The 14,505-nt window shown below is 65.1% G+C and carries 14 protein-coding genes; 8 read left to right on the forward strand and 6 right to left on the reverse strand.

Annotation, left to right across the window (positions count from 1 at the left end; translation table 11 throughout):
• Positions 1-7: 7 nt before the first annotated feature.
• Positions 8-610, reverse strand: a complete 603-nt coding sequence (gene wrbA, locus OKW35_RS33545) for an NAD(P)H:quinone oxidoreductase (RefSeq protein WP_184063646.1) — start codon at positions 608-610, stop codon at positions 8-10.
• A 142-nt stretch (positions 611-752) separates the two neighbouring features.
• On the opposite strand from wrbA, the gene OKW35_RS33550 reads away from it, so the two are divergent.
• Positions 753-2,066, forward strand: a complete 1,314-nt coding sequence (locus OKW35_RS33550; protein WP_429554351.1) for a YihY family inner membrane protein — start codon at positions 753-755, stop codon at positions 2,064-2,066.
• Positions 2,067-2,100: 34 nt separating this feature from the next.
• Here OKW35_RS33550 and OKW35_RS33555 read toward each other — a convergent pair whose 3' ends face one another.
• The 3 genes from OKW35_RS33555 to OKW35_RS33565 all read right to left on the reverse strand — a co-directional run bounded on the left by OKW35_RS33555 (position 2,101) and on the right by OKW35_RS33565 (position 4,867).
• Positions 2,101-2,421, reverse strand: a complete 321-nt coding sequence (locus OKW35_RS33555; protein WP_429554352.1) for an Mpo1-like protein — start codon at positions 2,419-2,421, stop codon at positions 2,101-2,103.
• A 221-nt stretch (positions 2,422-2,642) separates the two neighbouring features.
• Positions 2,643-3,476, reverse strand: coding sequence for an alpha/beta fold hydrolase (locus OKW35_RS33560; protein WP_429554353.1), 834 nt, complete (start codon positions 3,474-3,476; stop codon positions 2,643-2,645).
• Positions 3,473-4,867 (reverse strand): O-acetylhomoserine aminocarboxypropyltransferase, encoded by a 1,395-nt coding sequence (locus tag OKW35_RS33565; RefSeq protein ID WP_429554354.1) that lies wholly within the window; start codon positions 4,865-4,867, stop codon positions 3,473-3,475. The genes OKW35_RS33560 and OKW35_RS33565 overlap by 4 nt, the downstream gene beginning before the upstream one ends.
• A 272-nt stretch (positions 4,868-5,139) precedes the next feature.
• Between OKW35_RS33565 and OKW35_RS33570 the strand changes: the two genes are divergently transcribed.
• The 3 genes from OKW35_RS33570 to aroC all read left to right on the forward strand — a co-directional run bounded on the left by OKW35_RS33570 (position 5,140) and on the right by aroC (position 9,011).
• Complete coding sequence (locus OKW35_RS33570; RefSeq protein ID WP_018421164.1) at positions 5,140-5,607, forward strand: CBS domain-containing protein; 468 nt, start codon at positions 5,140-5,142, stop codon at positions 5,605-5,607.
• Positions 5,608-5,809: 202 nt separating this feature from the next.
• Complete coding sequence (locus OKW35_RS33575) at positions 5,810-7,747, forward strand: MFS transporter (protein ID WP_429405045.1); 1,938 nt, start codon at positions 5,810-5,812, stop codon at positions 7,745-7,747.
• 163 nt (positions 7,748-7,910) lie between these two features.
• Entirely contained in the window at positions 7,911-9,011 is a 1,101-nt protein-coding gene (aroC, locus tag OKW35_RS33580; protein ID WP_429405047.1) for a chorismate synthase, read from the forward strand.
• 175 nt (positions 9,012-9,186) lie between these two features.
• Here the strand turns inward: aroC and OKW35_RS33585 are convergent, their stop codons facing one another.
• Positions 9,187-10,860 carry an electron transfer flavoprotein-ubiquinone oxidoreductase gene (locus OKW35_RS33585; RefSeq protein WP_429554355.1) on the reverse strand — a complete coding sequence of 558 codons (1,674 nt, stop codon included), beginning with the start codon at positions 10,858-10,860 and terminating at the stop codon, positions 9,187-9,189.
• Between the two features lie 186 nt (positions 10,861-11,046).
• Here OKW35_RS33585 and OKW35_RS33590 point away from each other — a divergent pair, with 186 nt between their 5' ends.
• Positions 11,047-11,823 carry an SDR family oxidoreductase gene (locus OKW35_RS33590; protein ID WP_018421159.1) on the forward strand — a complete coding sequence of 259 codons (777 nt, stop codon included), beginning with the start codon at positions 11,047-11,049 and terminating at the stop codon, positions 11,821-11,823.
• 56 nt (positions 11,824-11,879) lie between these two features.
• The gene (locus OKW35_RS33595; protein WP_090800991.1) at positions 11,880-12,311 is read left to right on the forward strand and encodes an acyl-CoA thioesterase; all 432 of its coding nucleotides are present in this window, start codon (positions 11,880-11,882) and stop codon (positions 12,309-12,311) included.
• A 44-nt stretch (positions 12,312-12,355) separates the two neighbouring features.
• Here OKW35_RS33595 and OKW35_RS33600 read toward each other — a convergent pair whose 3' ends face one another.
• Entirely contained in the window at positions 12,356-12,901 is a 546-nt protein-coding gene (locus OKW35_RS33600; protein WP_018421157.1) for a LuxR C-terminal-related transcriptional regulator, read from the reverse strand.
• A gap of 219 nt (positions 12,902-13,120) precedes the next feature.
• Here OKW35_RS33600 and OKW35_RS33605 point away from each other — a divergent pair, with 219 nt between their 5' ends.
• Positions 13,121-13,825 (forward strand): CoA transferase subunit A, encoded by a 705-nt coding sequence (locus OKW35_RS33605; RefSeq protein ID WP_090800989.1) that lies wholly within the window; start codon positions 13,121-13,123, stop codon positions 13,823-13,825.
• 2 nt (positions 13,826-13,827) lie between these two features.
• Entirely contained in the window at positions 13,828-14,469 is a 642-nt protein-coding gene (locus OKW35_RS33610; RefSeq protein WP_184021841.1) for a CoA transferase subunit B, read from the forward strand.
• Positions 14,470-14,505 lie beyond the last annotated feature (36 nt).

Below are 14,505 nucleotides of genomic sequence, written 5' to 3' on the forward strand. Positions count from 1 at the left end.
TTTACGCTCACGGCCTTTCGGACATCGACGCCGCCGTGCGCCCAACGCGCGCACCAAGCGCAATCGCCAGCGTCCGTTCGTCGGCGGAGATGCCATGGCCGGTCGTGCCCGCGCGCGCGTAATGCGACGCGCCGTACGGCGTGCCGCCGGTCTGCGTGGTGGACAGCGCGCTCTCCGTGTATGGAATGCCGACGATCAGCATGCCGTGATGGAGCAGCGGCAGCATCATCGACAGCAGCGTGGATTCCTGGCCGCCGTGCAGGCTGCCGGTCGACGTGAACACGCAGGCCGGCTTGCCCGACAGTGCACCGGATAGCCACTGCGGCGTGGTGCCGTCGAGAAAGTATTTGAGCGCGGCAGCCATGTTGCCGAAGCGGGTCGGCGAACCGAGCGCGAGGCCCGCGCATTCTTCGAGATCGCGCAGCTCGACGTACGGTGGTCCTTCGGCGGGAATGTCCGGCTCGCTCGCCTCGCAAACCGTGGAAACCGCCGGCACGGTGCGCACGCGCGCCTGCATGCCGGGGACGCTGTCGACGCCGTGCGCGATCGCCAGCGCGAGCTCGCGGGTGGCGCCGTGACGGCTGTAATAAAGCACGAGAATGTCTTTCATAGGCCTCATCATTGAACGGGTATTATAGGGGTTCGGTCAGTTGCACAGGCCGCTCATAGCCGTTCGGCCAGCAGCTTCGGCCAAACGCCGCGCGGAGTTCCCGCAGTCCCGGTCTGATGGTTCAGCAAGCAAGGAGGCAGGTTTGTTGGTTAGGGTGCGTTTCGATCTCGACACGCTCAAACGGCTCGCGCAATTCGCGGCGCAACGCATCGGCGAGGACCGGATTCCGCAGGTCGCGGGCAGCCTGACGTTCACGACGATGCTCGCGCTCGTGCCGCTCGCCACCGTCGCGTTTGCGCTGTTCACCGCGTTTCCGATCTTCAGCTCGTTCCAGGCGTCGCTGCAGTTTTTTCTTGCCGACCACCTGATGCCCGCGCAACTGAACGATCAGATCTTCAAGTATCTGAACCAGTTCGCATCGAAGGCCAAAGGGCTGACCACGATCGGCATGATCATCCTGTTCGTCACCGCGGTGATGACGATGATGACCGTCGAGTCCGCGTTCAATGTGATCTGGCGCGTGCGCAAGGCGCGGCCCGTCGCGCAGCGCATTCTCGTGTACTGGGCGATCATCACGCTCGGTCCGATCCTGATCGGCGTGAGCCTGTCCATCTCGTCGTATGTGTTCACGCAATCGATGTCGTTTAGCGCCGCGCAGCGCATCACACCGCTGATCGAATGGGCGCTCGCGAGCGCCTCGCTGCCGTTCACGATGCTCGCGTTCACGATCCTTTACGTCTATCTGCCGAACTGCCGTGTCGAATGGCGCGACGCGGTGGTCGGCGGCGTGATCGCCGCGGTCGCGTTCGAGCTCGCCAAGCGCGGCTTCGGCTACTACGTGCGCCGTATTCCGACCTATACGGCGGTGTACGGCGCGTTCGCAGCGGTGCCGCTGTTCCTGTTGTGGATGTACCTGTGCTGGTTCATCACGCTGACCGGCGCGATGATCGCATCGGCGTTGCCGGCGATTCGCATCGGTCAGTTTCACCGCCCGGTGTTCTATGGCAGCAATCTGTTCGATTCGCTCGAATTGCTCGCGCGGCTGTGCGAAGCGCGTGAGGGTGGCAGACGCGGCTACACGATGCCCGAGCTTGCCCGGATGCTTCGCCGCGACAAGGATACGACGCTGATGCTGTTGCAGCGTCTCGAGGAGATCGAGTGGATCGCGCGGCTGGAGGAGGACCATACCGGCCCGCACTTCGTGCTCCTCGCGAACCCGGCGCAGGTGACCGTGCAGCGCCTGTACGACCTGTTCGTGATCGACCGCGCGGAGCTTACGTATCAGCTCGAACTCGACTCCACATGCGTGGACGGCGGCATGCTGCTCGCCGCGCTCGACAACGACCAGCTGAAGGTGACGCTCGCCGCGTTGCTCGCCTCGCGCGCGGCGGCACGGGCGGCGCGACCCGGCGATGGCGAGCGCGCGGCGGCTTCGATGCCGCACCAGGCAGCGTGATAGGGCGGCCAGACTTCGAGCCGCCCCGATAAAACTACAACGAGATCTTCCCCACGCAGATGTCCTTGAACATCACCCAGTCGCCCATCAGGCTGTAAAACGGATGACGGAAGGTGGCAGGCCGGTTCTTTTCGAAGAAGAAATGGCCGACCCACGCGAAGCCGTAGCCGCACACCACGGCCGCCGGCAACCATAGCCAGTCGCCGGTGGCGAGCGCCATCGCGAGGCAGCCAATGACGCCGAGCGAGCCGACGAAATGCAGCCGCCGCGACACGAGATTGCGATGCTCGCTCAGGTAGTACGGATAAAACTCCGCGAAGTTCGCGAAGCGATCGGTATGTGCTGTATGAGCCATGACGGCCTCCCGAGGCTGAGAAAGACAGCTTCAATCATTCTCCGGCGATCGCCTGCCTGGCGCAACCTGGCCATTCGGCAGATGGCGCGGCGGGTTCGGCGTGGGTATCGTGGTCGTTCGGTAGTGATTCGGTGGCGATTCGCAACGGCATTCGCAACGGCATTCCCGACGGCCGCCCGCGGAGCACCGAGGCGCGCGGCGAGCGGCCATCGCGCGCCCCATCAGCGCGCTTCGTGCGGCGGCCGCGAAGCGAAGCCATAGAGCGCATCGAGCGTCGCGTCGGGTTGCTCGGTCATCAACGCGTGGCCCGCATCGAGCGTGACGGTGTCGACCGGCGTGCCCGCCTGCGCGAGCGCATCGGCAAGCGCTTTCGCCGCGCGCGGCGGCGTCATCGCATCGCGCCGGCCAACGATCAGGCGCGTGGCGCAACGCACCTGCGCCGCGCGAGCGTGGCCGTCCGCATAGGTATGGCAGGCGGTGAAGTCGGTGTGGAACAGATGCGGCTCGCCGCTGGCGGACACGTGCTCCATCAGCCGCTGGTTCATGCCGTGCAGCCAGAAACCGGGGCCGGGGCACGAGGGCTTCGCGGCGAGCGTCGAATGCGACCACTGGTTGACCATGGCGATTGCCTCGGGCTCGCGATTGAGCGCGGCGTCGAGCAGCGCGTCGGAGACCGTCATCGGCAGCGCGGTGGCGAGCAGCGCAAGATGCGTTGCGCGCTGCGGATAGCGGCCGGCGAAGTCGAGCGCGATCAGCGAGCCCATGCTGTGACCGGCGACGAACGCACGCGTGACGCCCACGGCGTCGAGCAGCGCAGCGAGCCAGTCGGCCAGCGCGGCGATGCTGGCGAGCGCGGGGCCGGCGCTGCGTCGGTGGCCCGGCAGATCGACCGCGAGCACGCCGAAGCCGTGATGCGCGAAGTAGCGGCTTTGCAGCGCCCACACGCTGTGATCGTGCTCGGCACCGTGGATGAACACGCCGGTTGGCAGGCTCGCGTCGAAGGGTTTGCCGCCGGTGTAGGCGTAGGCCGGTTTGCCTTGAACGGTGACGATCATGCGGACTCCGGGCGGGCAGGGGTGCTCGTGGCGGCGGGCGCGGCAGTGGCGGTCTGTTGCGAGGCGCTGCTCGGCGTTGCGGTACGACCGCCGCTCGCCGCTTGCGCGGTTTTTTGCGCGGCCTTCAGCGCGCGCTTGAGATCGTCGATCAGGTCATCCGGATCTTCGAGCCCGATCGACAGGCGGATCGTGCCTTCGGTGATACCGGCCGCGGCGAGCGCGGCGGCATCCATGCGGAAGTGCGTCGTCGATGCCGGGTGAATCACCAGCGAGCGCGCGTCGCCGACGTTCGCGAGGTGCGAGAAGAGCGTGAGCGCTTCGATGAAGGCGCGCCCGGCCGCGCGGTCGCCGCGCAGGTTGAAGCTGAACACGGCGCCCGCGCCGCGCGGTAGCAGCCGCCTGGCGAGCGCGTGGTCGGGATGCGTCGGCAACTCGGGATAGGCGACCGATTCGACCGCCGCATGACCGGCGAGAAACTCGACCACGCGCCGTGTGTTGACGACGTGACGCTCCATGCGCAACGGCAGTGTCTCGATGCCTTGCAGCAGCTGCCACGCGGCCTGCGGATGCAGGCACGCGCCGAAGTCGCGCAAGCCTTCCCGACGCGCGCGCAGCAGGAACGGCGCGACGGTGCTTTCCTCGGCGAATACCATGCCGTGGAAACCGTCGTACGGCTCGGTAAATTCGGGAAAGCGGCCGGAAGCCTCGAAGTCGAACGTGCCGCCGTCGACCAGCACCCCGCCGATCGTCGTGCCGTGGCCGCCGAGAAACTTGGTCGCCGAGTGGTAGACGAGGTCGGCGCCGTGCTCGAAGGGGCGCAGCAGGTAGGGCGTCGTGAAGGTCGAGTCGACCAGCAACGGCAGGCGGTGCGCGTGCGCGATCTGTGCGAGTGCGGCGATGTCGAGCACGTCGAGGCCCGGATTGCCGAGCGTTTCGCCGAATAGCAGGCGCGTGTTGGGGCGCAGCGCGGCGCGCCACGCGTCGAGGTCGCCGGGCTTGACGAAGGTCGTCTCGATACCGAAGCGTCGCAGCGTGTAATGCAGCAGATTGTGCGAGCCGCCGTACAGCGCGCTCGACGCGACGATGTGCGAACCCGCGCCCATCAGCGTCGCGATCGCCAGATGCAGCGCGGCCTGGCCGCTCGCGGTGCCGATCGCGCCGGCGCCGTTTTCGAGCGCGGCGACGCGCTCCTCGAACACGGCGACGGTCGGATTCGAGATGCGCGAGTAGACGTGGCCGGCGCGCTCCATGTTGAACAGCGCGGCGGCATGATCCGAGTCGCGGAACGAAAACGACGTGGTCTGGTAGATCGGCGTCGCGCGCGCGCCGGTGGCAGGGTCGGGGGCTGCGCCGGCGTGCAGCACAAGCGTATCGAAACGGTTGGCGGACATCGTGGGCGGCGGGCCGCGAGCGGCCTCGCGAAAGATCGGGGTGGGCGGCCATCCTACCATTGGCGCGCGCCGCTTCAAGCGCGGTTTTCCCGCGGGTTCCTGCGGCTCGTGCCGGGAGCGGGGCATGCTCGCAATCTGGAAGTCAGACGAATTCGAGTCTCCGAAGCCCGCCGCGCCTTGGCTGGCGGGCCGCTTTCCTTTTATGGGCCTTTCCGATAGGATCGAAAAAACATTTCATGCACTGCAAGATTGGCGGTATCAGGAGATAGATCATGCGAGTCAGCGACATTCTTAAAGTCAAGGGCAATACCCTTTTTACGGTCACGCCGGATACCACGCTGCATGACGCCGTCAATACCATGGCCGAGCACGACATCGGCTCGCTCGTCGTGATGGAGTACGGCGACCTCGTCGGCATGCTGACGTTTCGCGAAATCATTCTGACCTTGAGCGAGAACGGCGGCAGCGTCGGCACCTCGACGATCCGCAAGGTGATGGACGACCATCCGCTCACCTGCACGCCCGAAACCGACGTCAACGAAGTGCGCCGCATGATGCTCGAGCATCACGTGCGCTATCTGCCCGTCATGGAAAGCCGCACGCTGATGGGCGTCATCTCGTTTTACGACGTCGCGAAGGCGGTGGTCGAGGAGCAGGGGTTCGAGAACCGCATGCTAAAGGCCTATATCCGCGACTGGCCGGAAGAGCAGGAAGGACAGGACCAGCAGCCGGCGCGTTGATGCGCGTGGCTCGAAGGTCGCGCTCCGGCCGTCGCCGCGAGCGCGAATCCGCCGACAGGGCGCGCGCGCAAGCGGGCGCTTTTTTTGTGTCTGGAGCTGGTGCGGACGGATTGCGGCAGCCGCGTGCGCGAGTCGCGGCGATCCGCTTGCCGGCCGTGCCGCCCGCGTCATCGCCATTTTTCCGCGCCGTTCTCCTGACTTCATGAACGATCGTCCGTTGCCCGCTGCCCGCCGCGCCGCTCGCGCGCACGAAGCGCACGAATCCCAGTTCCGCCTGCTCGGCCAGCGCCGCTTCGCGCCGTTCTTCTGGACACAGTTTCTCGGCGCGATGAACGACAACGTGTTCAAGATCGGCTTCACGTCGCTCGTCACGTATCAGGCGGCGCGGTTTTCGGGCGTCGACCCGAAAACCGCGGCGTTCCTGATCTCCGCGATTTTCATTCTGCCTTTCGTGCTGTTTTCGGCCACTTCCGGCCAGATCGCGGACAAGTACGACAAAGCGTTGCTCACGCGCCTCGTCAAGACCTTCGAGATCGCGGTGATGCTGGTCGGCGGCGCGGGGTTCTGGCTGCATGGCGCGCCGTTGCTGTACCTGTGCACGTTCCTGATGGGCGTGCATTCGACGGTATTCGGGCCGGTCAAGTACTCGTATCTGCCGCAGCATCTGTCGCAGGCGGAGCTGGTCGGCGGCAATGGCATGGTCGAGATGGGCACCTTCGTCGCGATCCTGATCGGCACGATCGTCGGCGGCGCGGGCGCGGGGTTCGCCGAGCATGGCGCGGTGGTGCTCGCTTGCGCGTGTATCGCGATCGCGCTGATCGGGCGCGCCGTGTCGGGCTTCGTGCCGGCTACGCCCGCGCCGCAGCCCGGGTTGCGCATCAACTGGAACCCGGTCAGCGAAACGTGGCGCAATCTGAAGCTCGCGCGCGAAAACCGCACGGTGTTTCTTGGTCTGCTCGGCATTTCGTGGCTGTGGTTCGTCGGCGCGACGTTCCTCGCGTCGTTCTTCAACTTCGCGAAGGACGTGCTGTCCGCCGATCCCGACGTCGTGACCGTGCTGCTCGCCACGTTTTCGATCGGCATCGGCATCGGCTCGCTGTTGTGTGAACGGCTCTCGAAGCGGCGGATCGAAGTCGGCCTCGTGCCGCTCGGCTCGATCGGCATGAGCGTGTTCGCGATCGATCTTTTTTTCGCGAGCCACGCGCTGCCGCCGGCGGGGCATCTGCTCAGCGTTGGCGAATTTCTCGCGCGGCTAGCGCATTGGCGCGTGCTCGCCGATCTGTTCCTGCTCGCGATGTTCGGCGGCTTTTACAGCGTGCCGCTGTATGCGCTGATCCAGAGTCGTAGTCAGCCGAGCCATCGCGCGCGCATCATCGCCGCGAACAACATCCTCAATTCGCTGTTCATGATCGTGTCGGCGCTGATGGCGGTGGGCCTGACCGCCGCGGGCTTCAGTATTCCGGCGATCTTCCTCGTCACCGCGCTTCTGAATGTGGTCGTCGCGGGCTACATCTATTCGCTCGTGCCGGAGTTCCTGCTGCGCTTCATCGCGTGGCTGCTCGTGCATACGTTCTACCGGATCCGGCTCGTGCACGCGGAGCGGATTCCGGAGCAGGGCGCGGCGGTGCTCGTGTGCAACCACGTCAGTTTCGTCGATGCGATCGTCATCATGGCCGAAAGCCCGCGGCCGATCCGCTTCGTGATGGACCACCAGATCTTCCGCTCGCCGTTCGTCGGCTGGCTGTTCCGGCACGCGAAGGCGATTCCGATCGCGTCCGCGCATCAGGACGCGGCGCTGCTCGCGCGTGCGTACGACCTGTGCGCGCAGGCGCTCGCGGACGGCGAGCTCGTCTGTATCTTTCCCGAAGGGAAGCTGACGCGTACCGGCGAGCTGAATCCGTTTCGCCACGGCGTCGCCGAGATCGTCAGGCGGACGCCGGCGCCCGTCATTCCGATGGCGCTGCGCGGGCTGTGGGGCAGCGTGTTTTCGCGCGCGGTGGACGCAACCTGGCCGCGGCCGATCAGCAAAGGTGTGATGAGCCGGCTGAGCCTCGCCGTCGGCGAGCCGATCGACCCGGCGCTCGCGACGCCGGAGACGCTGCAGCGGATCGTGACCGAGCTGCGCGGCGCCCGCAAGTAGCCGTGGGCCGGTGCGCGGACGCCGAGATGGCGGGCTCGCCCACCATCACCCGCTTTCGGCCGAGTGCGCCCTGGCCGATCGGCCATCGCCGTCGCCAGGCCCGGCTTCGAGACGAGCGGACTGGCATAATAGCGTTCTCCCCGTATTTCTTTGGACGACGCTCATGTCCGGCAACACGCTCGGTACGCTTTTCACTGTCACGACCTTCGGCGAATCGCACGGCCCCGCTATCGGCTGCGTGATCGACGGCTGCCCGCCGGGCATGGCGCTCAACGAAGCCGACATCCAGTTCGAACTCGATCGCCGCAAGCCGGGCACGTCGCGCCACGTGACGCAGCGCCAGGAAGAAGACAAGGTCGAGATCCTCTCGGGCGTGTTCGAAGGTCAAACCACCGGCGCGCCAATTGCGCTGCTGATCCGCAATACCGACCAGCGCAGCAAGGACTACGGCAACATCGCGGAAACGTTCCGCCCCGGCCACGCCGACTACACGTACTGGCAAAAGTACGGCATTCGCGATTACCGCGGTGGCGGCCGCTCGTCGGCACGGCTGACGGCGCCGGCGGTCGCGGCGGGCGCGGTCGCGAAGAAGTGGCTGCGCGAGAAGTTCGGCACCGAAATTCGCGGCTATATGGCCGCGCTCGGCGAGATCGACGTGCCGTTCGTCGATTGGGCGCAGGTGCGCGAAAACCCGTTTTTCGTGCCGAATGCGGAGATCGTTCCGCAACTCGAGGCGTATATGGACGCGCTGCGCAAGGACGGTGATTCGATCGGCGCGCGCATCAACGTGGTTGCCTCCGGTGCGCCGGTCGGCCTCGGCGAGCCGCTGTTCGACCGCCTCGACGCCGACATCGCGCACGCGATGATGGGCATCAACGCGGTGAAGGGCGTCGAGATCGGCGCCGGCTTCGCGAGCGTCGCGCAACGCGGCTCGGTGCATGGCGACGAGCTGACGCCGGAAGGTTTCGTCGGCAATCACGCGGGCGGTGTGCTCGGCGGTATTTCGACGGGGCAGGACATCACGGTGTCGATCGCGATCAAGCCGACGTCGAGCATTCGCACGCCGCGCCGTTCGATCGACAAGGCGGGGAACCCCGCGATCGTCGAGACCTTCGGGCGGCACGACCCCTGCGTCGGCATTCGTGCGACGCCGATCGCCGAGTCGATGCTTGCGCTCGTGCTGATCGATCACGCGCTGCGCCATCGCGCGCAATGCGGCGATGTGGCGGTGAGCACGCCGAAGATCGCGGCGAGCGCGCCGTAACCCTGACGCGGTCCCGCGATTGGCGGCCAACGAGCCGCCATAAAAAAGAATAGGGAAGGGGACCAACGAAACGCGCAAGAATGCGCGCAGACGAAAGCGCGAGCGCGCTATCGGAATTTGCCTGCGCGACGCTGCCGGTTATCGCGCAGCGCCGCACAGGCAGACGGCACATCCATCACATATTCGGATAGTTCGGACCGCCACCGCCTTCCGGCGTGACCCACACGATATTCTGCGTCGGGTCCTTGATATCGCAGGTCTTGCAGTGCACGCAGTTCTGCGCATTGATGACGAGCCGCTCGCTGCCATCGTCGTTCTTCACGAACTCGTACACTGCAGCGGGGCAATAACGCGCCTCCGGTCCCGCGTAGGTCTGCCAGTTCACGTTGACCGGCACGGTCGGATCCTTCAGCGTCAGGTGCGCCGGCTGATTTTCCTCGTGATTCGTGTTCGAGATGAACACCGAGGACAGCCGATCGAACGTCAGCTTGCCGTCCGGCTTCGGATACGTAATCGGCTTGCACTGCGAAGCCGGCTTCAGCATCTCGTGATCGGAATGCTGATGATGCAGCGTCCACGGCACGTTGCCGCCGAGCAGCTTCTGCTCGAGACCGACCATCAGCGTGCCAAGGTAGAGACCCTTGCTCATCCACTGCTTGAAGTTACGCGCGCGATACAGCTCGGTGTAGAGCCACGACGTCTTGAACGCTTCCGGGTAGGCGCTCAGTTCGTCCGACTGACGGCCGGCCTGCACGGCGTCGAACGCGGCATCGGCGGCGAGCATGCCGGTCTTGATCGCGGCGTGCGAACCCTTGATGCGCGACGCGTTCAGGAAGCCCGCGTCGTCGCCGACCAGCGCACCGCCCGGGAACACCAGCTTCGGCAACGACATCAGGCCGCCCGCGGTGATCGCGCGCGCGCCGTAGGACACGCGCTTGCCGCCTTCGAGAATCGCGCGGATCGCCGGATGCGTCTTGTAGCGCTGGAATTCCTCGAACGGCGACAGATACGGATTCGAATAGCCGAGGCCGACCACGAAGCCGACCACGACCTGGTTGTTGTCCATGTGGTAGAGGAACGAGCCGCCGTAGGTGTCGTTTTCGAGCGGCCAGCCGGCCGTGTGCATCACCAGACCCGGCTTGTGCCTGGCGGGATCGATCTCCCACAGCTCCTTGATACCGATGCCGTAGACCTGCGGATCGACGCCGTCGCGCAGCTTGAACTTCTCGTTCAGCTGGCGGCCGAGGTGGCCGCGCGCGCCTTCGCAGAACAGCGTGTAGTTCGCGTGCAGCTCCATGCCGAGCTGGAAGTTCCCGGTCGGTTCGCCGTCCTTGCCGATGCCGAGGTTGCCGGTCGCGACGCCCTTGACCGAGCCGTCGTCGTTGTACAGCACTTCGGCCGCCGGAAAGCCCGGGAAAATCTCGACGCCGAGCGCCTCGGCCTGCTGACCCAGCCAGCGCGTCACGTTCGCGAGGCTGATCACGTAGTTGCCGTGGTTCTTGAAATTGTCCGGCAGCGCCCAGGTCGGCACGCTCTTCGAACCGGTTTCCGTCAGGAACAGGAAGCGGTCTTCGGTCACGTCGACCGTCAGCGGCGCGCCTTTTTCCTTCCAGTCCGGGATCAGCTCGGTCAGCGCGCGCGGGTCCATCACCGCGCCCGACAGAATATGGGCCCCGATCTCAGAGCCTTTTTCGAGTACGCACACGCCAATGTCAGCGCCTCGTTCGGCGGCGCGCTGCTTCAGGCGAATGGCCGCCGACAGGCCCGCAGGGCCGCCGCCGACGATGACGACGTCATACTCCATCGACTCGCGCGGGCCGTACTGCTCAATGAGACTTGCGGGGGTCATTGATGCTCCTCTTACCGTTAGAATGCTTTTTTCGGGTTCGTATTGTGGGCGATCGATTCCCGCGCCGCAACCCGAAATCCGCAGATTAGCACGACCGTACTATTTCATGATACGGTATAGACCCTGAGTCGGGTCCTACCGAACCCGTCAACCGCAGTTGTCACCACAACCGAACAAGGAAAGACAATGGGCCGTTCGATCAATCTGGAAGGCAAGGTCGCGCTGATTACGGGCGCCTCGAGCGGGCTGGGCAAGCGCTTCGCGCAGGTGCTGTCGCAGGCGGGCGCGAAGGTCGTGCTGGCGAGCCGACGTACCGAGCGGCTCAAGGAGCTGCGCGCGGAAATCGAGGCGTCCGGCGGCGCCGCGCACGTCGTGTCGCTCGACGTGACCGACTATCAGAGCATCAAGTCGGCGGTCGCGCATGCGGAGACCGAGGCTGGCACCATCGATATCCTGGTCAACAACTCGGGCGTGTCGACCACGCAGAAGCTGTCCGAGGTCACGCCGGCGGACTTCGAATACGTGTTCGACACGAATACGCGCGGCGCGTTTTTCGTGGCGCAGGAAGTCGCCAAGCGCATGATCATGCGCGGCAACAACGCGCAGAAGCCGTCGTACCGGATCATCAACATCGCGTCGATGGCGGGCTTGCGCGTGCTGCCGCAAATCGGCCTGTATTCGATGAGCAAGGCCGCGGTCGTCCACATGACGAAGGCGATGGCGCTCGAGTGGGGCAAGCATGGCATCAATGTGAACGCGATCTGCCCCGGGTATATCGACACCGAGATCAACCATCACCACTGGTCGACCGATCAGGGCCAGAAACTCGTGGCGATGCTGCCGCGTCATCGGGTCGGCAAGCCGGAGGATCTCGATGGGCTGCTCCTGCTGCTCGCGGCGGATGAATCGCAGTTCATCAACGGCTCGGTGATCGTCGCCGACGACGGCTTCGGACTCGCGTGAGCGGGTCGTCCAAAGTTTCAAAGGTCAGGCAGAAAAAGGAAGAACGGAAGTACGGAATGAGCGATTTTCACGCAGTTTTCGAAATGACGATGCCGATCCGCTGGGGCGACATGGACGCCTTCGGTCACGTCAACAACACGGTTTATTTCCGCTACATGGAGCAGGTGCGGATTTCCTGGTTCGAGCACATGGACTTTGTCGGCCAGCGCGCGCACGGGCAGGGGCCGGTGATCGTCAATGCGTCGATGGAGTTTCTGAAGCAGCTGCACTATCCGGGCGACGTGATCGGCCGGATGTCGGTGGCGACACCGGGGCGCAGCAGCTTCGATACGGCTTTCGAGCTCCTGCGCGCCGATGAGCCGGATACGCTCTATGCGCGAGGCGCCGCGCGATGCGTGTGGATCGACTACGCGGCGGGCAAGTCGGTGCCGGTGCCTGACGTACTGCGCGCGGCCATTGAGAGCGCGGCGCTCGTCAAGGCGGCCTGAGCGCGCGGCTTGACAGCGCTGTCGCGCGCTTCAAACGCCCTCTCTCAATCCCCGAGCAGCCGCTGCAACAGCTCGGTCGCATTGCCCGTATCGTATTTGCGCATGAGCCGCGCGCGGTAGACGTCGACCGTGCGCGGGCTGATGTCGAGCACGCGGCCGATCTGCTTGCTGGTCTTGCCCGTCACCAGTTGCGCGGCGATTTCGCGCTCGCGTGGCGTCAGTTCCACCGCGACCCGCCGGGTTGCGCTCAAATCCTCGAAGGTCCAGACACCCGCCGCGTGCGGGTCGGTGCGCTGCTGCGCGCGGCCCGTCACGTGACACCAGAACAGCTCGCCGTTCGCGCGCTTCATGATCCGGTCGTCCGCGTAGCTGCCTTGCGCGGTCATGATCGGCGGAATGCGCGCCCCGATCCGCTCGAACTCATCCGCCGATGGATACAACACCTGGAACGACTGACCGATCAGCGCGTCGCGCGCGTAGCCGAATATCGACGCTAGCTCGTCGTTGCAGTCTTCGATGGTCCGCTCGCGGGACAGCACGAGTCCGATCGGCGCGAGGTGAAACGCAGTGCGGTAATCCAGGGCGGGCATGGGCGGGAGGCAAGTACTTATGTATTTTTGCGTATTGTGCCGCATGGCGGGCCCAGCGTACTCTTTCGGGCGGATGACAACGCGGCTCAAGCCGCGGATGACTAGAATGACGTAGCGGTATCGTGAGGCGACGTGAAGTTCGCCCGTTGCGATATCAGCCGCAATGATCCGGCGGCCTGCGTACACGTTTCGGGTTTCCATAGAGGAAGGGACATACAGATGAACAAGGTCTATCCAGGCGCCGCCGAGGCGCTGAAGGACATCGTCAAGGACGGGCAGACGTTCGCCGTCGGCGGCTTCGGGCTGTGCGGCATTCCTGAGGCGCTGATCGCAGCGCTGCGCGATTCGAAGGTGCAGGGCATCACCTGCATCAGCAACAACGCGGGCGTCGACGGTTTCGGCCTCGGCCTGCTGCTCGAGACGCGTCAGATCAAGAAAATGATCTCGTCGTACGTCGGCGAAAACAAGGAGTTCGAACGCCAGTACCTGGCCGGCGAACTCGAGCTCGAATTCACGCCGCAAGGCACGCTCGCCGAGAAGCTGCGCGCGGGCGGCTCGGGCATCCCGGCGTTTTTCACGAACACCGGCTACGGCACGCAGATCGCCGAGGGCAAGGAAACCCGCCAGTTCGGCGAGAACCACTACGTGCTCGAACATTCGCTGACCGCCGATGTCGCGCTCGTCAAGGCATGGAAGGCCGACAAGGCCGGCAACCTGATCTATCGCCGCACCGCGCGCAACTTCAATCCGATGTGCGCGATGGCGGGCCGCATCACCGTCGCGGAAGTCGAAGAGATCGTCGAAGTGGGCGAGCTCGATCCGGACGCGATCCATACGCCTGGCATCTTCGTGCAGCGCATCGTGCTGAATGCGCATCCGGAAAAACGCATCGAACAACGCGTCGTCCGCGCGAAAGGAGACTGATCATGGCATGGACTCGTGACGAAATGGCCGCGCGCGCGGCGAAGGAACTGCAGGACGGCTTTTACGTGAACCTCGGCATCGGCTTGCCGACGCTGGTCGCGAACCACGTGCCGGCGGGCGTCGAAGTGTGGCTGCAGTCGGAGAACGGTCTGCTCGGTATCGGCCCGTCGCCGACCGAAGACGAAGTCGACGCCGACCTGATCAATGCCGGCAAGCAAACGGTGACGACGCTGCCCGGTTCGTCGATTTTCTCTTCGGCGGATTCGTTCGCGATGATTCGCGGCGGCCACATCAATCTCGCGATTCTCGGTGCGATGCAGATCAGCAGGAAGGGCGATCTCGCGAACTGGATGATCCCGGGCAAGATGATCAAGGGCATGGGCGGCGCGATGGACCTGGTCGCGGGCGTCAAGCGCGTGGTCGTGCTGATGGAGCACGTCGCGAAGGGCGATCAGCACAAGATCCTCGAAGAATGCACGCTGCCGCTGACGGGCGTGGGTGTGGTCGACGAGATCATTACCGATCTCGGCGTGATCGAAGTGACCGAAAACGGCTTGAAAGTGACCGAACTCGCGCCGGGTGTGAGCGTCGACGAAATCAAGGCGAAAACCGGCGCGCCGCTCGATGTGAGCGCGGTGAGCTGACGCGGCTTGAAACACCGCTGCGCGCGTCGGCGCGAC

It is taken from the genome of Paraburkholderia sp. MM5477-R1 (genome assembly GCF_050436385.1).
Lineage (GTDB): Bacteria > Pseudomonadota > Gammaproteobacteria > Burkholderiales > Burkholderiaceae > Paraburkholderia > Paraburkholderia tuberum.

Excerpts from the sequence above, each read along its gene's own strand:
- OKW35_RS33600 (WP_018421157.1), bottom strand. The coding sequence starts at position 12,901 with ATGCCCGCCCTGGATTACCGCACTGCGTTTCACCTCGCGCCGATCGGA.
- OKW35_RS33570 (WP_018421164.1), top strand. The coding sequence starts at position 5,140 with ATGCGAGTCAGCGACATTCTTAAAGTCAAGGGCAATACCCTTTTTACG.
- OKW35_RS33565 (WP_429554354.1), bottom strand. The coding sequence starts at position 4,867 with ATGTCCGCCAACCGTTTCGATACGCTTGTGCTGCACGCCGGCGCAGCC.
- wrbA (WP_184063646.1), bottom strand. The coding sequence starts at position 610 with ATGAAAGACATTCTCGTGCTTTATTACAGCCGTCACGGCGCCACCCGC.
- OKW35_RS33560 (WP_429554353.1), bottom strand. The coding sequence starts at position 3,476 with ATGATCGTCACCGTTCAAGGCAAACCGGCCTACGCCTACACCGGCGGC.
- OKW35_RS33590 (WP_018421159.1), top strand. The coding sequence starts at position 11,047 with ATGGGCCGTTCGATCAATCTGGAAGGCAAGGTCGCGCTGATTACGGGC.
- aroC (WP_429405047.1), top strand. The coding sequence starts at position 7,911 with ATGTCCGGCAACACGCTCGGTACGCTTTTCACTGTCACGACCTTCGGC.
- OKW35_RS33610 (WP_184021841.1), top strand. The coding sequence starts at position 13,828 with ATGGCATGGACTCGTGACGAAATGGCCGCGCGCGCGGCGAAGGAACTG.
- OKW35_RS33555 (WP_429554352.1), bottom strand. The coding sequence starts at position 2,421 with ATGGCTCATACAGCACATACCGATCGCTTCGCGAACTTCGCGGAGTTT.
- OKW35_RS33595 (WP_090800991.1), top strand. The coding sequence starts at position 11,880 with ATGAGCGATTTTCACGCAGTTTTCGAAATGACGATGCCGATCCGCTGG.
- OKW35_RS33575 (WP_429405045.1), top strand. The coding sequence starts at position 5,810 with ATGAACGATCGTCCGTTGCCCGCTGCCCGCCGCGCCGCTCGCGCGCAC.
- OKW35_RS33605 (WP_090800989.1), top strand. The coding sequence starts at position 13,121 with ATGAACAAGGTCTATCCAGGCGCCGCCGAGGCGCTGAAGGACATCGTC.
- OKW35_RS33585 (WP_429554355.1), bottom strand. The coding sequence starts at position 10,860 with ATGACCCCCGCAAGTCTCATTGAGCAGTACGGCCCGCGCGAGTCGATG.